Below are 19026 nucleotides of genomic sequence, written 5' to 3'. Positions count from 1 at the left end.
TCTCAAAATTGCTATAGGATTTAAACTAAATTAAGTTCTAAATTGCTATTACTTGTCCCTTAATTTCTTGACCTAACCAGGGGGTGTTATAATTCAAAGATTTGAGAGTAGATGGAGTAGGAGTCCAGGTTTTTTGAGGGGCAAAAACAATCAACTCTGAAGGATGGCCAGCTTTAACGGGGTGGACAGTTTGCCCTAAACATTTTCTGGGATTACTACTTAAAGCTTTCCATAATTGTAAGGGGGACAAAGTTTCTGTTTCTACTAAAGTTTGCCACAATAAAGGTAATGCTAATTGTAATCCGATCGCCCCTGGAGGAGCTTCCGCGAAAGGAACGGTTTTTTCCTCATAAGTATAACCCCGATGATCGACGGCGATGGCATCAATAATACCCTGAGAAATGCCTTCGATTAAGGCTAAACGGTCTTCTGGGTTGCCCAAAGGGGGATCTAGGCGTAAATTAGGATTATAACTGGCAATATTTTCACTATCTAATAAGAGGTGCATCCAGGTGGTACTAGCAGTGATGGGAATACCCCTAGCTTTGCCCCAGGCGATTAATTCCACCGCACGACGGGTAGAAATACGCATTAAATGCACAGGGGTTTCCATAGCGGCCACCATTTCTAAAATAGTTGCTACTGCTGTGCCCTCCGTCATAGCAGGGTTTCCCGTAAGTCCGTAAGTGGTGGAAAAATACCCTTCTCGCATCACTCCACTGCCTTTGAGGGAAGGAAACTCCGCCACCAGAGCTAAAGGTTTTTTCAGGGGTTTAAGATATTCTAAGACTCGTCTGAGCAGTGCTAAATTTTCAATCCCTTGATTATCTGTAAAGCCAATAATACCCCCTTGTGCCAGTTCCCCTAATTCTGTGATTTGTTCGCCTTTGCCTTGATGGGTGAAAGTTCCCCAAAAATCGAATTTTACCCCTGAAATAGACGCTGTACGCTGTTTTAAGTGGCTAAGAGTGGCTAAATTATCAATCGAGGGTTGGGTTTGGGGGAGAATAGCTACACGGGTAAATCCTCCAGCAATAGCAGAAGCAGCTAAACTATCTAGAGTTTCTCTGTCTTCATGGCCAGGCTCTCCACTGTAACTATAAAGATCCATCAATCCTGGGGCAAGAATTAAGCCTTTTCCGTCCACAATATTAGTGTCTGGAGGAATATTATCAAGATGGGAGTCTATCGCTTGAATTAGACTTGAACCCAATAACACATCATTAGTCATGGTGCTATTGGCCACAGGATCTAAGACTTGTATTTGTCGTAGTAGCGTAAGAGAAGGACTTGTCATAGAAAAATTACAAGAAGCAGGGTTTAATTGATCCTCTCATAATTGGGAAGCCCTAACTCTGAATATTGTTATAATTCGGTTTAGATTAACAGTTGCCCACCCTACAAACTACAGTCTAAACAACCGAAATAGACTCATAAGCACCATAGAAAACGGTCTTATCCACTGTTAAATCGGATTGATTAACAATATCGCCATAAACTGCAATACTGCCAACTAAATCACCATCATGGGCCCCTGCACCCCCTTGATTACTAATTAAGTCAATCAAAGAATAGTCAATACTACCATTATTATCGCTGTCAATATGGGAAACTGTTGCTTCTACCGTATGACCAAAAATAGCAATTTTGTCGCCTTCTGCTTTGCTATAGTCAAGAAATTAAGGGTCGAAAAGGAAGTCGCCTTCCTCTCCTCCTATTCCAAACCGTACGTGAGACTTTCACCTCATACGGCTTTCGGCAATTAGTCCCTTGTCATGGGTACTGTTAATACGTCGTCTTTCCGTTCATAGCCATTATAAGTGCCAATCATAGAGATAATCATTTCTGCTTTTGGCATCATGACAGTGACGATGTAGGGCTTGGAGATTGTTGTATGTATCCAAACCACCTTTCGATTTCGGGATAATGTGGTCAACTTCTATCAAGTCTTCAGGTGTAAAGTGTTGCTTACATTGAGGGCATATACCTTTTTGTTTCTTTAAGAGTTTTGCGACTCTAGTTGGTGTCCCAGTATGTGTACCCCGTCTTTTACGACCATAAGTCCAGTTTCCGTCATAGGGTGATGATTCAGACTTGACCAGTTGATGTCTCTTAATTTCCGTTTCGGCGTGATAGTAAAGGACTGCCCCTTTTGTTTGGAACGTCCATATTCCGTGTTTTCCGTGTGAGAAATATTTTCTGAGGGCATCTATTAATGGTGTCTTTCTCTTTTTCCTGCTAACTGTCCAGGCTCTAAGCATGTTCCATACTACTGCGTCCTCAGATGAGAATCTTTCCTTACTTGCTACAGTTCGGTAATAATTACACCATCCTCGGATTATGGGATTTAATCTGACGATTAATGCTGCTTGTGGGGCTTTCTTATTGGCTTTTATGGCCTCTTTGATTGCCTCATGATGAGCTAGTATTTTCTTCTTGCTTGGTTTAATTATTGTTTTGAATCCAATTATTGTGGAATTTCGCCCTCCTGTTTTTCCAGAGTGGTGTTTTCCAACAGGGTATGACCGTATATTGAATCCAAGAAAATCAAAACCTGGGTTAATGGTTTTTCCATCATGTTTGATACTTTTTAAAGTATGTCTAATGGAGGTCTTTTCTGGTTTAAGTTCCAGTCCGACTTGTTCTAACCATTGTGCAATCAGTTTTTTACATTGTAGAATAATGTCGTAGTCTTCGTGGAGAACTACGAAATCATCGGCATAGCGAATGATTCTAGGTTTATAACCCTCATTTAGACTACCATCTTCCCTGCGTTTTTTGCGAGGGAAGTGGTTTTCTATGTCGTTAATCATTCCATGTAGTGCAATGTTAGCCAATAGTGGGCTTATTACACCGCCTTGAGGTGTACCTGCATCAGTTTCCTCAAATATGCCGTTGTCCATTACACCGCATTCCAACCATTGTTTAATGATTCTTTTGATGTTATATGGACAATCTACTTTAGACAGTAGGTAATCATGGTTAATCTTGTCGAAGCATTTAGCTATGTCGGCATCAAGGACATATTTTGCCTTTTTGTTGATGGCTGTGTATATCATGCCAATTGCGTCATGCACGCTTCTGCCTGGACGAAAACCATCTCTATGTTCCCTCGAATTGGGCTTCCCAGTATGGCTCAAGGGCTGATTTAACCAAAGCTTGCATTGCTCTATCTTTCATGGTAGGGATGCCTAGTCCACGTTTTTCATCTCTTCCGGGCTTGGGAATCCAAACCCGTCGGAGTGCCTTTGCTTTGTACCCTTTTAAAGCTAGTTCTTTGGCTAACTTTAATCTTTGGTTAGGGCGTAATGCCTTTTTCCCATCAACTCCAAAAGAATTAAACCAATGGATCATTACAGATAAATGTCGTGTTGTCCAAATTTTGGGAATGGGAGGAATTGGAAAAACAGTTTTAGGGATTAAATTAGGGAAACAAATTCAAGATTATTTTGATTATTTAATCTGGCGATCGCTTAATAACGCACCTCCTTATAATTTTCTTTTAGAAGACTTAGAAACTTTTTTTAGTGACAATCAATCTAAGGAATTTAAGGAAAGGGGTATATTACATTATTTAAGAAAGTATCGCTGTTTAATAATATTAGATAACTTAGATAGTATTTTACAATATAAAAAACAAGGTCAATTCAAACAGGGAACTGCTTGAAAATTAGACTTCAGAGCTAAAATATCCGAATTGACAATTGCTGACAAATTAATTTGACACTCCCCCGTCAGTTTTTTTGTTGGCAAAAATTCGTCTCCTCTGATCCTTCGCGAGTTCAGGACTAAAGATTTCTGTGGGTATTTTTTTCGGGAGAAATTTAACGGGAGTCCTCTGGCAACACTTAAGATAGAATAATTGAGGATCATTATAATAAATATTGTCTCTCAACCGTCCAAGTCTATCAATATTGAGTATGCAGGGTTTACTAAAACGCTTCTGGCAGTGGATACAACAATTTTTTGCTCAGGTATTTGGTTCATCTTCTCCTTTAGGAAGAGATGACAAAAACGCCTCGCAACAGCCCCTAAGCGACACAGAATATGAATTTTTGTTTAGCCAACTCCTGGATGGAGTCGCCCACGGATGGCACGAGGGGCGCATTCTCAAATATTTTGAAGATTTGGGAGAAAGAGGCAAAGCCAAACTCTGGGTAGCTTGGTTGGAGCGTTTTGGAGAAAAAGCGGCCTCTTCAGCTGCCCCTAACTTACAACTGGCAGCGAGAATGATGCGCTTAGGAGAGTTAGCTCAGTCCTTTCAAAAGATAGAGCCCATCGGTAAAACAGCTTACGAAATTGGCAGAAAACTCTACAGTAAAGAAGCAAGTAGCGCGGTGTGGGAATACGCAGGACCGGATACAAGAGTTACGGATGTGGTAAGAAGAGAAATTAAGACTCCTACCCTTGAAGAAAGTTTAGAAAAAAATCCTCCTCCTGCTCCTTCTCAACCGGACCAAACCGAAACCCTAACCATCGAAGAATTAACCGTCAGATTACAACAAGATCCAGAACTAGCGAAGCAAGTCTCTCAACAATTAGGTGTTGATTCCACCGATCCCCAAACCCTCGTAGATGCTTTAATTAGTCATTTTGAAGCCCAACAACTGCAAGATACTACCCCTCAACTTCCTCCTGAGACTGTAGAAGCCCAACAACCGCAAGATACTACCTCTCAACCCTCTCCTGAGACAGTAGAAGCCCAACAACCTGCAGCTACTACCCCTCAACCCTCTCCTGAGACTGTAGAAACCGTGGAAACCTACTTTAATCAAGGGGTTGAACAAGCTAACTTGGGGGACTTAGAAGCTGCGATCGCTCTCTGGGATCAAGCTTTGGCTATCAATCCCAATTTTGCCCTTGCTTGGCATTACCGAGGCAGTGCTTTGGGAACCATCGGACAACTAGAAGAAGCGATCGCTAGTTTTGATCGAGTCTTAGCCCTTAATAGCCAGGATATAGAAGCCCTCAACGGTAAAGGCCAGGTTTTATATAATTTGCAGCAATGGACAGAGGCCATCGCCTGTTGGGATCAAGTTCTCACCCTTCAACCTAACTATTACCAAGCTTGGTACAATCGGGGGAGTGCCTTAGAACTAATGGGGCGGCCATCGGATGCTATAGAAAGTTATCAAAAAGCCCTTGAAATCGAGCCTAGCTTTGAATTAGCCCAAAATCGTATACAAGCATTATCCCAAGGGTAATGGACAATGGACAATGGACAATGGACAATGGACAATGGATAAGTGGTAACTGTTCACTGGAAAAGTCATGCCTCCTCAACTTCGAGTTTACGTTCCTGATCATCCTCTAATTAAACATTGGTTAGGTGTGGCCCGTGATGTCAACACCCCTGGAGTGTTGTTTAAAACCGCTATGAGCGAGTTAGGGCGGTGGTTAACCTACGAAGCAACCCGTTACTGGTTTCCTACTGTAGAAACTACTGTTAACAGTCCTCTGGCCCCTTGTAATGCTACTCTGATCAATCCTGAAGTCCCCATTGCCGTGATTCCTATTTTACGTGCCGGACTTTCCTTATTGGATGGGGCCCAAACCTTGCTTCCAGTGGCTTCTATTTATCATCTAGGTTTAGCCCGAGATGAGGAAACTTTGGAAAATAGTTGCTATCTCAACAAATTGCCACAAAAATTTGCCCCTAAGACGCAAATTATTGTCTTAGAACCCATGTTAGCCACTGGGGGGTCAATTATGACCGCTATGAAGGAAATTAGCCAACGGGAGGCTGATATTAGCCTAGTCCGCATTATTTCCGTGGTAGCAGCCCCCCCTGCACTGCAACAATTAAATACACATTATCCCGATTTGAACATCTATACCGCTATTATTGATGAAGGGATTAATGACAAAGGTTACATTGTTCCCGGTTTAGGAGATGCCGGAGATCGCTCTTTTGGAACTTAGTATTTAATGAACATTAATCTCCAGAAAATTAGCCATAATCACTTAATATTGAGGTCAATTCTTATGAGTCAACGAGATGGATTTACAGGCGGATTTTTAACCGGAACAATCGTTGGAGGAATTGTTGGGGGAATTATCGGAGCGGTGGTTGCGTCTCGTCTTGATAATAATGAAGAAGAACAAGAATCCTCATTATTTCAATCAGATAAACGAGAAAGACTGGACTCTGAAGAAAGTATCGAAATGGCTCGTAATCGCTTAGAAGACAAAATCGCTCAACTCAATCACGCTATTGATGATGTTCGTCAACAACTAACTCCCATAGAAAAACATCCCCTAGAATCAGAAAGTATCCCAGACTAACATTTTGCCGGAATAACTCTTACACTCCCACGGCTGAAAATCGTGGGTTTCATATTGTCACCCCGTCACCCAGTCACCCAGTCACCCCGTCCCCCAGTCACCCCGTCCCCCAGTCACCTACACCTACCCTTAAGGAAAACTTTTTATTTGATTATCAATAATAATTTTCAATAGTGCTAGAATACGTGAGATGAATAATAAAAATCTATCTTAACCATAGTCTAGTTATCGTGAATAAATTATCAAGACGAATATTTTTAAGTGGTAGTACGGCAGTAACCGTTGTGGGAGTTAGCCAACTGGTGACCAGTTGTGGCAACAATAACAATAATAATAATAATGCCTCGGATAATCCTTCTAGCCCCCCTGCAACTCCAACAACAGGGAAGGTTAACCTCTACTCTTCTCGTCACTACAACACCGATACAGAACTACATAACGGGTTTACCAAAGAAACTGGTATTAAAGTTAACCTGGTAGAGGGTAAGGCAGATGAACTAATCGAACGGATTAAAAGCGAAGGAGAAAACACCCAAGCGGACGTATTCATGACAGTGGATGTTGCCAGACTGTGGCGGGCTGAAGATGCAGCAATTTTTGCCCCCACCAGTTCGGCTATATTAGAGGAAAGAATTCCTGCATCCTTACGAGATCCCAATGGTCTTTGGTTTGGTTTCACCAGACGGGCAAGGGTCATCATGTACAATCAAGATAAGGTGAAACCGGAAGAATTATCCACTTATGAAGACTTAGCCGGTCCTAAATGGAAAGGGTTGGGCAATATAGGATAAGATCATATCTTCTGGTATCCCAGTGCCGATCCACCCTATAGAAAGAAAGTAAATATAATGAGAAATTATCACTTTTTGATTAGTGTGAGGAATTGAATGATGAATCGCTTTGTTTCTGTTAATAATGTAATCCTAGTCTTAGAAATGATTCTGTCTTCTGCGTCTGCCAGTCAGGCTTTACCTGAGCAAAACTTATCTTTAAGAGAGTCTGGTGGACAGTTTCTCCCTCGTCAAGGCACTGTGTCTTTAGAAAAGGGAGAGACATCTCCCTTGCCTCAGTTACCCAAAATTGATCGGGATCTTCGTTTAAGACAGTCTCGGGATGGCTTTTTGAACTCGGGTAGTCGTCGCCAAAGTTCCATGTCTCAAGTCACCAGCGTATCTGAGTTACAAGACATTTCCCCCACAGAATGGGCTTACGAAGCCTTACGGGGACTGGTGGAACGCTATGGGTGTATTGTTGGTTATCCCGATCGCACCTTCCGGGGCAACCGCGCTTTATCTCGTTACGAGTTCGCCGCCGGTTTAAATGCCTGTATGAACACCATAGAACGGTTAATTCAGGAAAATGTTGCCGTTTTACGGGAAGATATCGAAAAGTTGAAACGCTTGGCCCAAGAATTTGAACAAGAATTAATCGCCTTGAAAGCGAGGGTGGATAATTTAGAATCAAGAGTTGCTTTCCTAGAAGATCACCAGTTTTCCACCACCACCGTCCTCAGTGGAGAGTTTGTGGTTGGTTTGACTGGCATCGCCAGTGGGGATAAAAACGGAGGAACCGAAGAGATCAACAAGGTGAATAACTTTGGTTACAGGGGACGGTTAGAACTCAATACCACCTTTGATGGCAATGACTTACTCTATACCCGTCTCGCAACAGGGACTGTACCCGCCTATTCTGACATCACAGGTACTTTTGAAGGGGAATTAGGCTTTTCCCAACCGGATGATAGCGATCTGGCCATCGAACTGATTATTTACGAGTTTGATCTCGCCGAAAACGTGAGAATGTTCATTGAACCGGTGGGTGGAGCTTTTGATGACTTTGTTCCCACTGTCAACTTCCTCGACGGGGACGGAGCTTCCGGGGCGATTTCTTCCTTTGGTAGTCGTAATCCTCTTTATTATATGGGTGAAGGCCCTGGTATTGGCTTCCAAGGTCGTCTTTTCGAGGTATTTGAATGGAGTGGGGGTTATTTAGCCACCGATGGTAATGATCCGGCCTTGGGTGCAGGTATGTTTAATGGGCCCTATGGGTTGATTGGACAGTTTGCCTACGAACCCAGTGACAACTTTAAAGTAGCCTTTACCTATGTTCATGGTTACAATAATCTCGACTCCGGAACTGGTACTCGTCGTTCTAATTTTCAAACCTTTATCGAAGAAGAATTTGAAGATTTTGAAGCCTCTGTTAATACGGTCAATAATTCCTACGGGGGAGAATTTACTTGGCGTGTTTGGGATAAGTTTGTCATCGGTGGTTGGGGCGGTTTTACAACTACCAGAACCCTCGGTGCGATCGATATCGGTCCCGATGATGATGTTATCCAAAGGGGTCAATTAGATATTTGGAATTGGGCCGTTACTTTAGCTTTTCCTGATGCTTTTAAAGAAGGAGATACCGGGGCTATTATTATCGGGATGGAACCTTGGGTTTCTGACGCGAATATTAACTTACCCGACAATTTTAGAAGAACCGATGAACATAGTTCTTTTCATATTGAGGCGATCTACGAATACCCTCTTAACGATAATATCGCGATTACTCCTGGCATTATCGTCATCACAGAACCTGAATTTGATGACAGGAACGATGCTTTAGTTATCGGGACAATTCGTACAACATTTACCTTTTAAACCATTAGGAGAGGAGTTAATGATGAATTCTAGTTAATATCAGAAAGTATCTTAATAAATCTCCTCGTTAGGGATAATTAACTAATTATCCCTACACAAAAAAATCCAACACTTTTTCAAGGAAAACAATGCAACAAATTGTCAAAACTTATTTAAGAGAACTACCAATTGGGTCCATAGGTTATATCGTAGGATATGACAAGGTTTTCAAAGGTTATCAAGGTAAACTATTGTCTATGGGATTAACACCAGGAACACAGTTTATCCTAATTCGCCAAGCTTCAAAAAATTGGCCAATTCTCTTAGAAGTTGAAGAAAATTTAATACGATTAAGTAAACCCGAAGCTGATGCTTTGTGTGTGGAAGAAGTTGACTAGATTTTTAAAAACATCTTAAATTTTTACCTTAAATATCTTTACTATTTTATAATGCTATAAAACTATTATATTGGGAGTAAATATTTATGAAAAACAACCTACGTTTTCTGATTATAGCATTAGTAACCTGCTCCTTGTTGTGTGCCGGATATTTAACGGCTCAAACCCCTGATTATCATCCTCAAGTAATCGCTGGAGTCGATTATTTTCGTGAACGAGTTGATGAGCAACTTCCCCTAGTAGAAGACTTAATTATCTGCCCTAAAAACGGGGGATTTATCCAAGGCGAAAATGGCTTATGTTAACGCCCGTCCTCCCTACGAAGAAATCGAAGTTTATGCAAGGAGTTTTGAACAAGAAGACTCAGATATTGATGCTCGTCCTTATTCGTTTGACGATGGGGAAAACTCCGATGAGTTTAAAGGTTTTCATAAAATTGAAGCCTTTATATATCGGGATGAGGACTTAGCTTCAGCCATTCCTTATGGAGAAGAATTGATCGATAGTGTTAAATCTTTAAGAGTAAAGCTGAATGATATTAATAACTTTAATGCTTCTCTTAATTTTAATGGAATGTTGAGTTTGGCCACAGAAGTTCCTGCGAAAAAAATATCTAGTGAAGAGGAAACTTGGTCCGATCAAAGCCTGTTAATTTTCAAACATAATTGGATTGGTATTCATAGTCAATTTGAACCTTATAAAAGTACCAAAGTTCAAATAAACCCAAATTCTCAATAAACAGTATGGTCGGGCATCCGAAAACTGAGGCCAACCACCTAAACGACTGGGGACAGCCCCGCCTATGACTAGCTACTGCGAGAGTGGAGATAGTTAAGCGGTCTGGATGAGCCAGTAATCCAGACTAGTGATGTTTGGAGAATCCACTCACTTCAGGGAGTGGAGTATGTCAAAAAAACACCCTTGACAATACCCCGTACTTTTACTTAGTAGTTGACTGCCAATGTGTCCGACTCCTTTAAGAGGGTAACAACCTGATGAATACCTTGACCAATCAAGATTCACAGATTTTCCAGCAAGAGACAAAAATGCCTAAAAGCATATATCACCAAAACTGGTCAAAAAACCTAATTAGGCAGATTTATTGTCTTTTAAACTCTGATATTGATCCTCAAGTAAAAATTGCCCAAGTTTTAGCAATCATAGGGGAAACATACCAGGTTGATAATGTAGTTTTGTTAAAGATACAATCATCGGTTTCCCAAATTTACGGCACTTGGGGGAGTAATGATAGAAGTTGGTTAGAAAGTTTTATCGATCAGCAATGGTTTACCTTAGCCAGTTCTAGCAAAGAACATCAAGTTTATCAATTTTGTCAAGAAAACGTTATCGTTAACGACTATCGAAAGGTTTCCTACTGCGAAGAAATAAGAAGTAATGAGGATTTGCATTGCTGTATCTTGAGTTTACCCCTATATGTGAGTCATAACTTTTTTGGTTATTTAATCTTACAGAATGATCAATCGGATAGAATTTTTAATTGTGAAGAGATAGATAGTTTAGAGACTATTATTGATCAAATTGCTATAGCTATTCAGCAAATTAAATACCAAGAGAGAATAAAAAAAATAGAATTAGAGAATAAACAACTGAAATCTTCTAAGAATAACAAAAGTGATTATTTTTCCCATGTTAGTCACGAATTAAGAACTACCCTAGCTGGCATTTTAGGTTTATCTAAGATGTTAAAACAAGAACTTTACGGACCCCTAAATGAAAAGCAAAAAGAGTATGTAAATGGGATTAGGGTATCAGGAGAGCATTTATTAGCCTTGGTTAATGACTTTTTGGATCTCTCAAAAATTGAAGCAGATAAAGAAGAATTATTTCTAGAAAACGTTACTGTTGAAGATATTTGTTTAGCGACAATATCCATAATTCAACCAAAAGCAGATGAACAAAATATAGACATAATTTTAAAGGTAAGTGAGCAAGTTGATTTTTGTACGGTTGATCAACGAAAAATAAAACAAATTCTGATTAATTTGATGTCTAATGCCATTAAATTTACTGAAGAAGGTTCAGTTACTTTACAGGTGGAAAAGGTTGACAATTGGCTTAAGTTCTGCGTTATAGATACAGGAATTGGCATTAAAGAAGAAGATCAAAAGAAACTATTTCAACCCTTCCAACAAATTCATAGTAAACTGAGTCGCCAACACAAAGGAACAGGGTTAGGGTTAGCTTTATCTAGGAAATTAGCTCAACTACATGAAGGGGAGCTTACCTTAACCTCAGAATATGGTAAAGGGAGTTGTTTTACCTTAGAATTACCCCTTAAATTAAGTCAACCCAACCCTAACCCTATTTGCTAAGATAATAGTTAGAGTTTATAAAGATTTTCTTAAGATAAAATGCTGACGGATAAATTAACCCAATTACAAACAATATTTAAACAAATGGAAAGGGCATTGATTGCCTATTCTGGAGGAATTGATAGTACATTAGTTGCTAAAGTCGCTTATGATGTCTTGGGCGATCGCGCCTTAGGGGTAACGGCGGTGTCTCCTTCCCTACTCCCGGAAGAATTAGAAGACGCAAAAATCCAAGCAGCCACCATTGGTATTTCCCATGAGTTGGTCAACACTCATGAAATGGATAATCCTAACTATACCTCTAATCCCGTCAACCGTTGTTATTTCTGCAAAAGCGAACTCCACGATACCCTCAAACCCTTGGCTCTAAAACGAGGTTATCCCTACGTTGTGGATGGGCTTAACGCTGATGACTTACAAGACTATCGGCCTGGTATTCAAGCGGCTAAAGAAAGAGGTGCGCGATCGCCTTTAGTAGAAGTGGGAATTACAAAATTAGAAGTCCGTCAACTTTCCCAAGGGTTAGGGTTACCCTGGTGGGATAAACCGGCCCAACCATGTTTAAGTTCTCGTTTTCCCTACGGTGAAGAGATTACTATCGAAAAATTGCAACGGGTGGGGCGTGCGGAAATTTACCTGCGTAACTTAGGCTATCATAACTTACGGGTGCGATCGCAGGGGGACACAGCGAGAATCGAGTTAGCCCCTGAAAAAATTAAAGAATTTGTTGCTACCACAGATTTAGACAAATTGGTGGCTAAATTGCAAGAATTAGGCTTTATCTACGTCACTCTTGATTTAGAAGGGTATCGCAGTGGGAAGTTAAATCAGGAAATCGTCGGAAAAAATGTTGCTAACACGCTAAGCTGATGGGGAACTATCGGTCTTGACAACTCCACTGCCTAAAAGCGATTTGATATACGAATCCCATCATGACAAAAAGGGCCCTTCTTCTAGTTAACCGTCACTCTCGCAAAGGACAAAGAAATTTTGCCCAAGCGGTAGATATTCTCAACGATTTGGGTTTTGAGTTAATTGTTGTTCCCATAAAATCCTCTGAACATTTACCCCAACTCATACAAAAACACGGACGAAAAGTGGATCTAGTGATTGTGGGAGGAGGGGACGGAACCCTTAATGGGGTGGTTGATAGTTTAATGGATATGAACCTCCCGTTAGGGATTTTACCTTTAGGAACCGCCAATGATCTCGCCCGTACCCTAAATATTCCTGTGAATATTCCTCAAGCCTGTCAGGTAATTGCAGAGGGACACATAAAATATATTGATCTCGGTTGGGTTAATGGCAAACACTTTTTTAATGTGGCCAGTTTGGGATTGAGTGTGAGGATCACCGAAAAATTATCCAAAGGGGCTAAGCGTCGTTGGGGTATTTTGGCTTATGCTTTCACTGCTTTACAAGTGATTAGTCAAACCCGTTCTTTTCGCGCCCATATCATGATCAATGGGGAAAAAATTAAGGTGAAAACTGTTCAGATCGCTGTAGGAAATGGACGGTTTTATGGGGGAGGAATGGCAGTGGCCGAAGATGCAACCATTGATGACCAAAGATTGGATTTATATAGTTTAGAATTAAAATCTTGGTGGCAACTGTTTCCCCTTTTATGGCGACTTCCCCAAGGACAACATGGTAATTTAGCTTGGGTAAGAACCTTAGAAGGGGAACATATAGAAATTCGTACTCGTAAGAAGCAAGAGATTAACACAGATGGGGAGATTATCACAGCAACCCCTGCTATTTTTCGGGTGATTCCTCAAAGTTTAGGGGTTTTTGTGCCGAGAAATTCCTTATTTCAGTTAGAAGAGAAAAAACGCCCTAAATAGGGCTATTAGTCAATAATTGAGGATTGTTCAAAAATTAAACATCATAAATTCTGCATTCGTCTGCTTCGGGGTGTTCTTGACAATATTGTTGAAAGTTTGTACGGTGGTTTTGTTGATGAGATGCTTCTGCAAACAGTTCTTCTACTTCGTCCCATGCTTCGGCTGCTTGTGTCGTGTTGCCTTGAGAAGAGAGTTTACGAGCTTCTTTGAGTGCTTCGTCTATACGTTCTTGGAGTCCAACGCTGATAGTAGTCATAATCTTTCTTGTTCACACCAATTCAATTAACTTACCTTTACGTTAACGTGGACAATCTTGATGTTACCTCGGTCAACTGGTTCACCCAGTTGGGTGAATTGGTAAATTGTTATAGAAGTATAAAAATGAGTTTCTTCTAGTTAGCATCTTTAGCTGTCATTGGTGAGGTACGAGAAATCTCTTTAACCTCAAACACCATAATCCCTAGTGCTATATATTTATATATTGTCATTGGTGAGGTACGAGGAATCTCTGTTAAGGTCAAGCAGTATAATGCGTAGTGCTATAGTGAGCAAGGTGCTACACATTCCTATTACCTTATTTAAAAATAGAATATTTATGAAGAAGATGAAATACAAAAATATAACTTTTCTGAAATTGTTTATCTTATCTCTTAGTTTATTTTTATTGTTAGATATTCATCTTTTTAGTTATTCTCAACAACTTTCTCCTGAATGTCAAGCTTTAACCAATGACATTCAGGAAAGAGCCAAAAGTGACGCAGAGTCTGATAGATTTAATCTACAAAATTTAGAGGGAAGTCGTAGAAATATTGAAGATTTGAATAATTTATTCGGAGAGGAAAATAAAAAATATAATTGTTATACTAATAATAAAATTTTGACCATTTATGATTTAAATTATGAATCTCATAAATTTCCTTACTTTTTGGCTATAATCACCATCTTATTATTATTTATAGGTGCTGTTTTAGGTAGATTTTTTGAAAAGAATTTAATTGAACCTGCGAGTAAAAAATTAGGAAAACTTTGGGAAGCGATTTATCAACAATTTGCAGGAAGTATTTTCTTGTTAGGAACTGCTCTCAAACGTTATAATAAAAAACTGATTGAAGATCATCAATTATTACCAATTATTTTTACAGGAAATCAGTTAAAGCTACCGATGAAGGATATTTATGTACCTTTAAAAATAGCGAATTCATCGGATAGAGAATTACTGAATATTAAAAGTATCATTCAATCTCATCGTCGTTTGATGATTACAGGAGAACCCGGCTCAGGCAAAACATTATTATGTAAATATTTGAGTTTGAATTATGCTGAAGGTGGATTTAATTATTTAACAGATAAACCTATTCCGATTATTCTAGAATTATATCGAGTCAGTGATAGTGAATTAACAATTAAAAAACTACAAAATGCTATTGTTAAAGCATTTGAACGTAGAAACTTTCCCAAAGCAGATAATTTTGTTGAACAACAGTTAAATAATGGGAAATTGATGTTATTATTGGACGGATTGGATGAAGTAGCAAGTAAAGAGCATTCTCATGTTGTACAAATAATTCAAGATTTTTTGAAAAAATATGATCAATGTCGAGTGATTATTACTTGTCGTGTTGCAGTTTATCAAGAACAATTTAAGTATAATGTTGATCAAACTTTAACCTTAGTTGACTTTGATGATGAGCAAATTAGACGCTTTCTAAGAGCATGGAAAGAATCATTTACCCCTGATCATTCCAGGGAACAATTAATTGCTTCTTTGCGAGAACGTCCCCAAATTTTACAAATGGCAAGAAACCCATTAATTTTAACATTAATTGCTTCTCTTTACATAGATTCTACTTTTGTATTACCCCATTCTCGTCTAGAATTTTATAATAAAGTAACAGATCGCTTATTAGAGTTAAGAGATATGGAAAGACCTTATTTACAACAATATAATAACTATCGATTATCTGAGAAAAAAAGTATTTTGCAACGGTTAGCATTATATGCTCAAAATAACCCCGATAAATTAGGTAAAGATAGGAAAAGTTTATCGTTGAAAAACGTTCGAGAAGAAGTGAAGAAAGAACTCTCTAGCTTAAGTCGCACAGATAATGATATTCTTCCTATTATTGATGAAATTGTGGAAAGAAGTGGAATGTTACAGAAACTAGATGGGGGAGAAAATTATATGTTTTCTCATTTAACTTTACAAGAATATTTCACCGCTTTGGCCATGCGAGAAGAAGGAGAAACTCTAATAAGTCGCTTTCAAGTTGATCCCGATAGTTGGCGGGAAATTGTTAAATTATGGTGCGGTTTAGTTAATGATAGCACTGATGTTATTAAAGAAATTTATGAGAAAGATCAATTAACAGGATTTGAATGTTTAGCTGATGCTGCTAAAATCCAACCAGAGGTAGAAAAAGAGATTCTGGAGAGTTTAAAGTCAAATTTAGAGAATGAAGCCTCTCATAAAGCATTTGCAGTGGTTGCAGCCGATGTTCGTCCAAGGGGTGAAGCCTTATTTAGCTTTTTAACTAATATTTTAAACAATGAAAATGAACCATTATCAAAGCGAGAAGCAGCAGCAAAAATATTATCAAAAACCAATTTACCGAAAGCTGCAAGAGCATTAGGAAAGCATTATAATAGTCTTAATTTTATTAGTGATTTATTAGTGGATATGGGAGATGTAGCACTAGAGGAGTTAGAAAAATGGACAAACCAATAAAATCAACAAGAAAATTAGCGATCGATGATATTTACCGCATTGGAACCCCTGATGCTGCTGTTAAATTAGTGCCTTTTTTATGGCATGAAGATGAAGATTTTGCAATTTATGTTGCTTGGCATTTAGGTGTATTATTAAAAAATCCAGAAGTAGAAGAAAAATTGTCTCAATATCTATTGAAAAATGAACAAACTCCAGTAAATGAATTAACTTATATTTGGCGACCTTTTGAGAATAATTCTGACTCTGCTTTGTTTATAATTACCAGTCGTTTAGCTTATTTAATAAAAGTATCATCAATTAAAAATGCCCCTTCTGGATTTTTTAAACCAGTTGATCCTCGTATTATTATTCCTATTGCTGCTATTGAAACTCTTGAGCAAGGTAAACTACCTAAAAAAGTAGATATTGAACGTGATTATGATGGACTTTTTATTGATGAACTTCTAGTAAAACCTAGAGGATTTCCTCACTTACAAGCACTTTTCAGACGGAGGATAAAGACACTTTTAGGAGATCCAGAAGGTCTTAATACTTGGCAATTTAAAATATTTTCTCTTAATAAGCGTTTACAGCTAAATCTATTAAATCGTCTCATTAATTATCGAACTCCAACTCGCCGTGATTGGATCAAATTATATGCCAAAGATATTAATTATAATTTTCAAAAATCATGGCATTATTACATAGTTTTAGTAATTAGCTTTGTTATTTCTTTAATTTCATTGGCAGAACTCTTTGTCATAATGTTTCGTGATCCCATGAACATCATAAATTTGATAGTTACTCCTTCTTTATCTTTATTAATTTGGTATTTTTGGGTAATTTTATTGCAAGGTTTTACAGAAATATTAGACCCCGAATTTCTTATCACTTTTAGTCTATTGGGGATAATAACATTTTTAGAAGAATTCCGCTCCTTATTAATTTATGATTCTTCTGATATAAATATTAATAATCTTTATAATGTTGCTGTAGAAGGTTCTGATTCATTAAGACTACTTTACGTTAATTTTCTGTCAATAATTATTATACTGATGTTGACAGGAACTATCCTAAAAATAAGAATATTGGAATTATTGATTTTAGGGGTAACAGTATTAGTAATAGCAGGAGTTATAGCAACGATAGTTAGCTCTGGCGCAAAAAGCACTGAAAAAACCGAAAAACCTCAAGACATAGTTATTAGAGAGTTAGCAGTAATTATTATATTTGGAGGAATAATTGGGGGAATAGTTGGAACAATTTTATCATTCTTTATACAAAGAGTGCTTAATTTACCAGCAGATATTGTATTAATCAAAACGGTATTAGGGACATGGATAGCCATAGCAATAGGAGGAATAGTAGGGGTGGGTTTAGGAGCTTGGTATCGAGCAAAGGATAAAATAGATAAGAGTCGCTATCTGGCAATTTTGGCTTTTCCTTTCTTCTGCACTTTTCCTATTGTCTTAGGTTATTCTTCTTATGCTTTTTATGATTGGTTTGGTTTAAACTGGCAACAAATTACTATTATTTGGATAGGTATTTTAGGAGTCTGTACCGTTTTATGGCAATGGGGACAAAAACTTGATTATGAAGCAAGAAACCCCTTTAAAGGTATTTTAGATTCCGTTAAAGATGATGGTGATGCTTTCAATTAGTGGTAGAATAAACTAAATATTAGGTAGTAGATTATTTCAACTAAAATGGTGGGTTACGACGGATTGTTATATTACTGTGATAACCGTGCATTATAGCCCTCTAACCCACCCTACTGTAATCAATGGTAAAATAAAGAATGTCCCTGTGAAATAAAATGAAGAATAATTATGTTACAAATTATCACAGGTTTTGGTTTTTTTTCAGGAATGAGTTACCCTTTCCGTTTATTAGGACTTTTTGTATCTAATCCTAGTCTATTATCTTATATTATTGTTCCTATTTTAGTTAATATTGTTGTTGGGATTTTTCTCTATATTGGTTTATTTTTCTTCGGTTGGGAAATTACTGAACTCTTAACAGATAGTCTGCTTAACCGTCTTGATCTATTATTAGCTGATCTTCCTAGTTGGTTGAATGGTTTAGATTATCTGGTAATATTTTTAGCCTGGTTAATTAGAATTATTTTGAGTGTATTGTTATTAATTTTAACAGGTTTTATTTTGGTGCAATTTGGGGTATTATTAGCTGCACCCTGGTATGGGAGTTTATCGGAGAAAATAGAGAAAATTAAGACAGATAATATAGAAATTATAGAAGTGGGAATTGTTCGAGATATTTGGCGCGCTATTTTATTTGAACTGAAAAAAATTGTGTTAATGTTATCCTGTGGGATCCTAATCTTTTTCTTGAGTTTTCTTCCTGTAATTGGGGCTATTATTTCTACTGTGGGAGGTTTAACGGTGACAGGAAATCTTATTTGTTTAGACTTTTTTGATGCTGCATTGGAAAGAAGAAGACTAAAGTTTAGAAAAAAAGTTGCTCTTGTCTGGAAAACTTTTCCAGCAAGTGCAGGGTTTGCTGCTATTTGTTTACTGTTAATTAGTGTTCCTTTTATTAACTTGATTACTATTCCTTTTTGTGTGGGAAGTGGCACTTTATTTGTCTGCGATCGCATCCTCCCTTGCCCCCCTTAGTAAGGGGGGTTGGGGGTATCTCATTTAGAAGGAGAAAAACGACAAACCATGATTAAATTCAACACAAAAATACGTGAAAAAATTGCCCCCGATCTTATTGATTCTTTGGCAACCTTTGAAGAAATCACGGAATTTTTACACCAAAAAAGTGAAAAAAATTTGATGTGGAGTCCCATCGATAAAGATAGTCATAATT

The 19026-nt window shown here is 38.2% G+C and carries 18 protein-coding genes and 2 pseudogenes; 16 read left to right on the top strand and 4 right to left on the bottom strand.

Annotation, left to right across the window (positions count from 1 at the left end):
- Window positions 1–37: 37 nt before the first annotated feature.
- From CWATDRAFT_RS16280 to ltrA, 3 genes and pseudogenes are all read right to left on the bottom strand, one after another.
- On the bottom strand, window positions 38–1297 hold the full coding sequence (locus tag CWATDRAFT_RS16280; protein ID WP_007306039.1) for a dihydroorotase: 1260 nt from the start codon (window positions 1295–1297) through the stop codon (window positions 38–40).
- A gap of 115 nt (window positions 1298–1412) precedes the next feature.
- Window positions 1413–1568: a hypothetical protein gene (locus CWATDRAFT_RS37315; RefSeq protein ID WP_021833987.1), complete on the bottom strand. Its 156-nt coding sequence runs from the start codon at window positions 1566–1568 to the stop codon at window positions 1413–1415.
- Window positions 1569–1762: 194 nt separating this feature from the next.
- Window positions 1763–3330: pseudogene (gene ltrA / locus CWATDRAFT_RS16275) on the bottom strand (group II intron reverse transcriptase/maturase); the annotation flags it as partial.
- Window positions 3331–3388: 58 nt separating this feature from the next.
- On the opposite strand from ltrA, the gene CWATDRAFT_RS42135 reads away from it, so the two are divergent.
- The 12 genes from CWATDRAFT_RS42135 to CWATDRAFT_RS16215 all read left to right on the top strand — a co-directional run bounded on the left by CWATDRAFT_RS42135 (window position 3389) and on the right by CWATDRAFT_RS16215 (window position 13487).
- The gene (locus CWATDRAFT_RS42135) at window positions 3389–3667 is read left to right on the top strand and encodes a hypothetical protein (protein WP_007311241.1); all 279 of its coding nucleotides are present in this window, start codon (window positions 3389–3391) and stop codon (window positions 3665–3667) included.
- Between the two features lie 253 nt (window positions 3668–3920).
- The gene (locus CWATDRAFT_RS16260) at window positions 3921–5204 is read left to right on the top strand and encodes a tetratricopeptide repeat protein (protein WP_007306051.1); all 1284 of its coding nucleotides are present in this window, start codon (window positions 3921–3923) and stop codon (window positions 5202–5204) included.
- Between the two features lie 67 nt (window positions 5205–5271).
- The gene (gene upp / locus CWATDRAFT_RS16255) at window positions 5272–5922 is read left to right on the top strand and encodes a uracil phosphoribosyltransferase (RefSeq protein WP_007306052.1); all 651 of its coding nucleotides are present in this window, start codon (window positions 5272–5274) and stop codon (window positions 5920–5922) included.
- A gap of 63 nt (window positions 5923–5985) precedes the next feature.
- Entirely contained in the window at window positions 5986–6285 is a 300-nt protein-coding gene (locus CWATDRAFT_RS16250) for a hypothetical protein (RefSeq protein WP_007306053.1), read from the top strand.
- 230 nt (window positions 6286–6515) lie between these two features.
- Window positions 6516–7076, top strand: a complete 561-nt coding sequence (locus CWATDRAFT_RS16245; protein WP_007306054.1) for an extracellular solute-binding protein — start codon at window positions 6516–6518, stop codon at window positions 7074–7076.
- Between the two features lie 96 nt (window positions 7077–7172).
- Window positions 7173–8933 carry an iron uptake porin gene (locus CWATDRAFT_RS16240; RefSeq protein ID WP_007306055.1) on the top strand — a complete coding sequence of 587 codons (1761 nt, stop codon included), beginning with the start codon at window positions 7173–7175 and terminating at the stop codon, window positions 8931–8933.
- A 128-nt stretch (window positions 8934–9061) separates the two neighbouring features.
- Window positions 9062–9310 (top strand): FeoA family protein, encoded by a 249-nt coding sequence (locus tag CWATDRAFT_RS16235; RefSeq protein ID WP_007306056.1) that lies wholly within the window; start codon window positions 9062–9064, stop codon window positions 9308–9310.
- Between the two features lie 86 nt (window positions 9311–9396).
- Complete coding sequence (locus CWATDRAFT_RS39955) at window positions 9397–9615, top strand: hypothetical protein (protein ID WP_050018360.1); 219 nt, start codon at window positions 9397–9399, stop codon at window positions 9613–9615.
- On the top strand, window positions 9602–10048 hold the full coding sequence (locus CWATDRAFT_RS16230; protein WP_007306057.1) for an EfeM/EfeO family lipoprotein: 447 nt from the start codon (window positions 9602–9604) through the stop codon (window positions 10046–10048). Before CWATDRAFT_RS39955 ends, CWATDRAFT_RS16230 begins: the two co-directional genes overlap by 14 nt.
- A gap of 257 nt (window positions 10049–10305) precedes the next feature.
- On the top strand, window positions 10306–11643 hold the full coding sequence (locus CWATDRAFT_RS16225) for a sensor histidine kinase (protein ID WP_007306058.1): 1338 nt from the start codon (window positions 10306–10308) through the stop codon (window positions 11641–11643).
- 39 nt (window positions 11644–11682) lie between these two features.
- Window positions 11683–12513 carry an ATP-dependent sacrificial sulfur transferase LarE gene (larE, locus tag CWATDRAFT_RS16220; RefSeq protein ID WP_007306059.1) on the top strand — a complete coding sequence of 277 codons (831 nt, stop codon included), beginning with the start codon at window positions 11683–11685 and terminating at the stop codon, window positions 12511–12513.
- Window positions 12514–12575: 62 nt separating this feature from the next.
- Entirely contained in the window at window positions 12576–13487 is a 912-nt protein-coding gene (locus tag CWATDRAFT_RS16215; protein ID WP_007306060.1) for a lipid kinase, read from the top strand.
- Window positions 13488–13521: 34 nt separating this feature from the next.
- Here the strand turns inward: CWATDRAFT_RS16215 and CWATDRAFT_RS16210 are convergent, their stop codons facing one another.
- The gene (locus tag CWATDRAFT_RS16210) at window positions 13522–13743 is read right to left on the bottom strand and encodes a Calvin cycle protein CP12 (protein WP_007306037.1); all 222 of its coding nucleotides are present in this window, start codon (window positions 13741–13743) and stop codon (window positions 13522–13524) included.
- A gap of 339 nt (window positions 13744–14082) precedes the next feature.
- On the opposite strand from CWATDRAFT_RS16210, the gene CWATDRAFT_RS16205 reads away from it, so the two are divergent.
- The 4 genes and pseudogenes from CWATDRAFT_RS16205 to CWATDRAFT_RS16190 all read left to right on the top strand — a co-directional run.
- The gene (locus CWATDRAFT_RS16205; RefSeq protein WP_198138990.1) at window positions 14083–16212 is read left to right on the top strand and encodes an NACHT domain-containing protein; all 2130 of its coding nucleotides are present in this window, start codon (window positions 14083–14085) and stop codon (window positions 16210–16212) included.
- Window positions 16197–17855, top strand: coding sequence for a hypothetical protein (locus CWATDRAFT_RS16200; RefSeq protein ID WP_007306062.1), 1659 nt, complete (start codon window positions 16197–16199; stop codon window positions 17853–17855). Before CWATDRAFT_RS16205 ends, CWATDRAFT_RS16200 begins: the two co-directional genes overlap by 16 nt.
- A 168-nt stretch (window positions 17856–18023) precedes the next feature.
- Window positions 18024–18830: an EI24 domain-containing protein gene (locus tag CWATDRAFT_RS16195; protein ID WP_007306063.1), complete on the top strand. Its 807-nt coding sequence runs from the start codon at window positions 18024–18026 to the stop codon at window positions 18828–18830.
- 9 nt (window positions 18831–18839) lie between these two features.
- Window positions 18840–19026: pseudogene (locus CWATDRAFT_RS16190) on the top strand (hypothetical protein); the annotation flags it as partial.

It is taken from the genome of Crocosphaera watsonii WH 8501, from assembly GCF_000167195.1.
GTDB lineage: Bacteria > Cyanobacteriota > Cyanobacteriia > Cyanobacteriales > Microcystaceae > Crocosphaera > Crocosphaera watsonii.
Note: the sequence above shows the minus strand (reverse complement) of the source record. Positions and strands in the feature narration are given on the sequence as shown.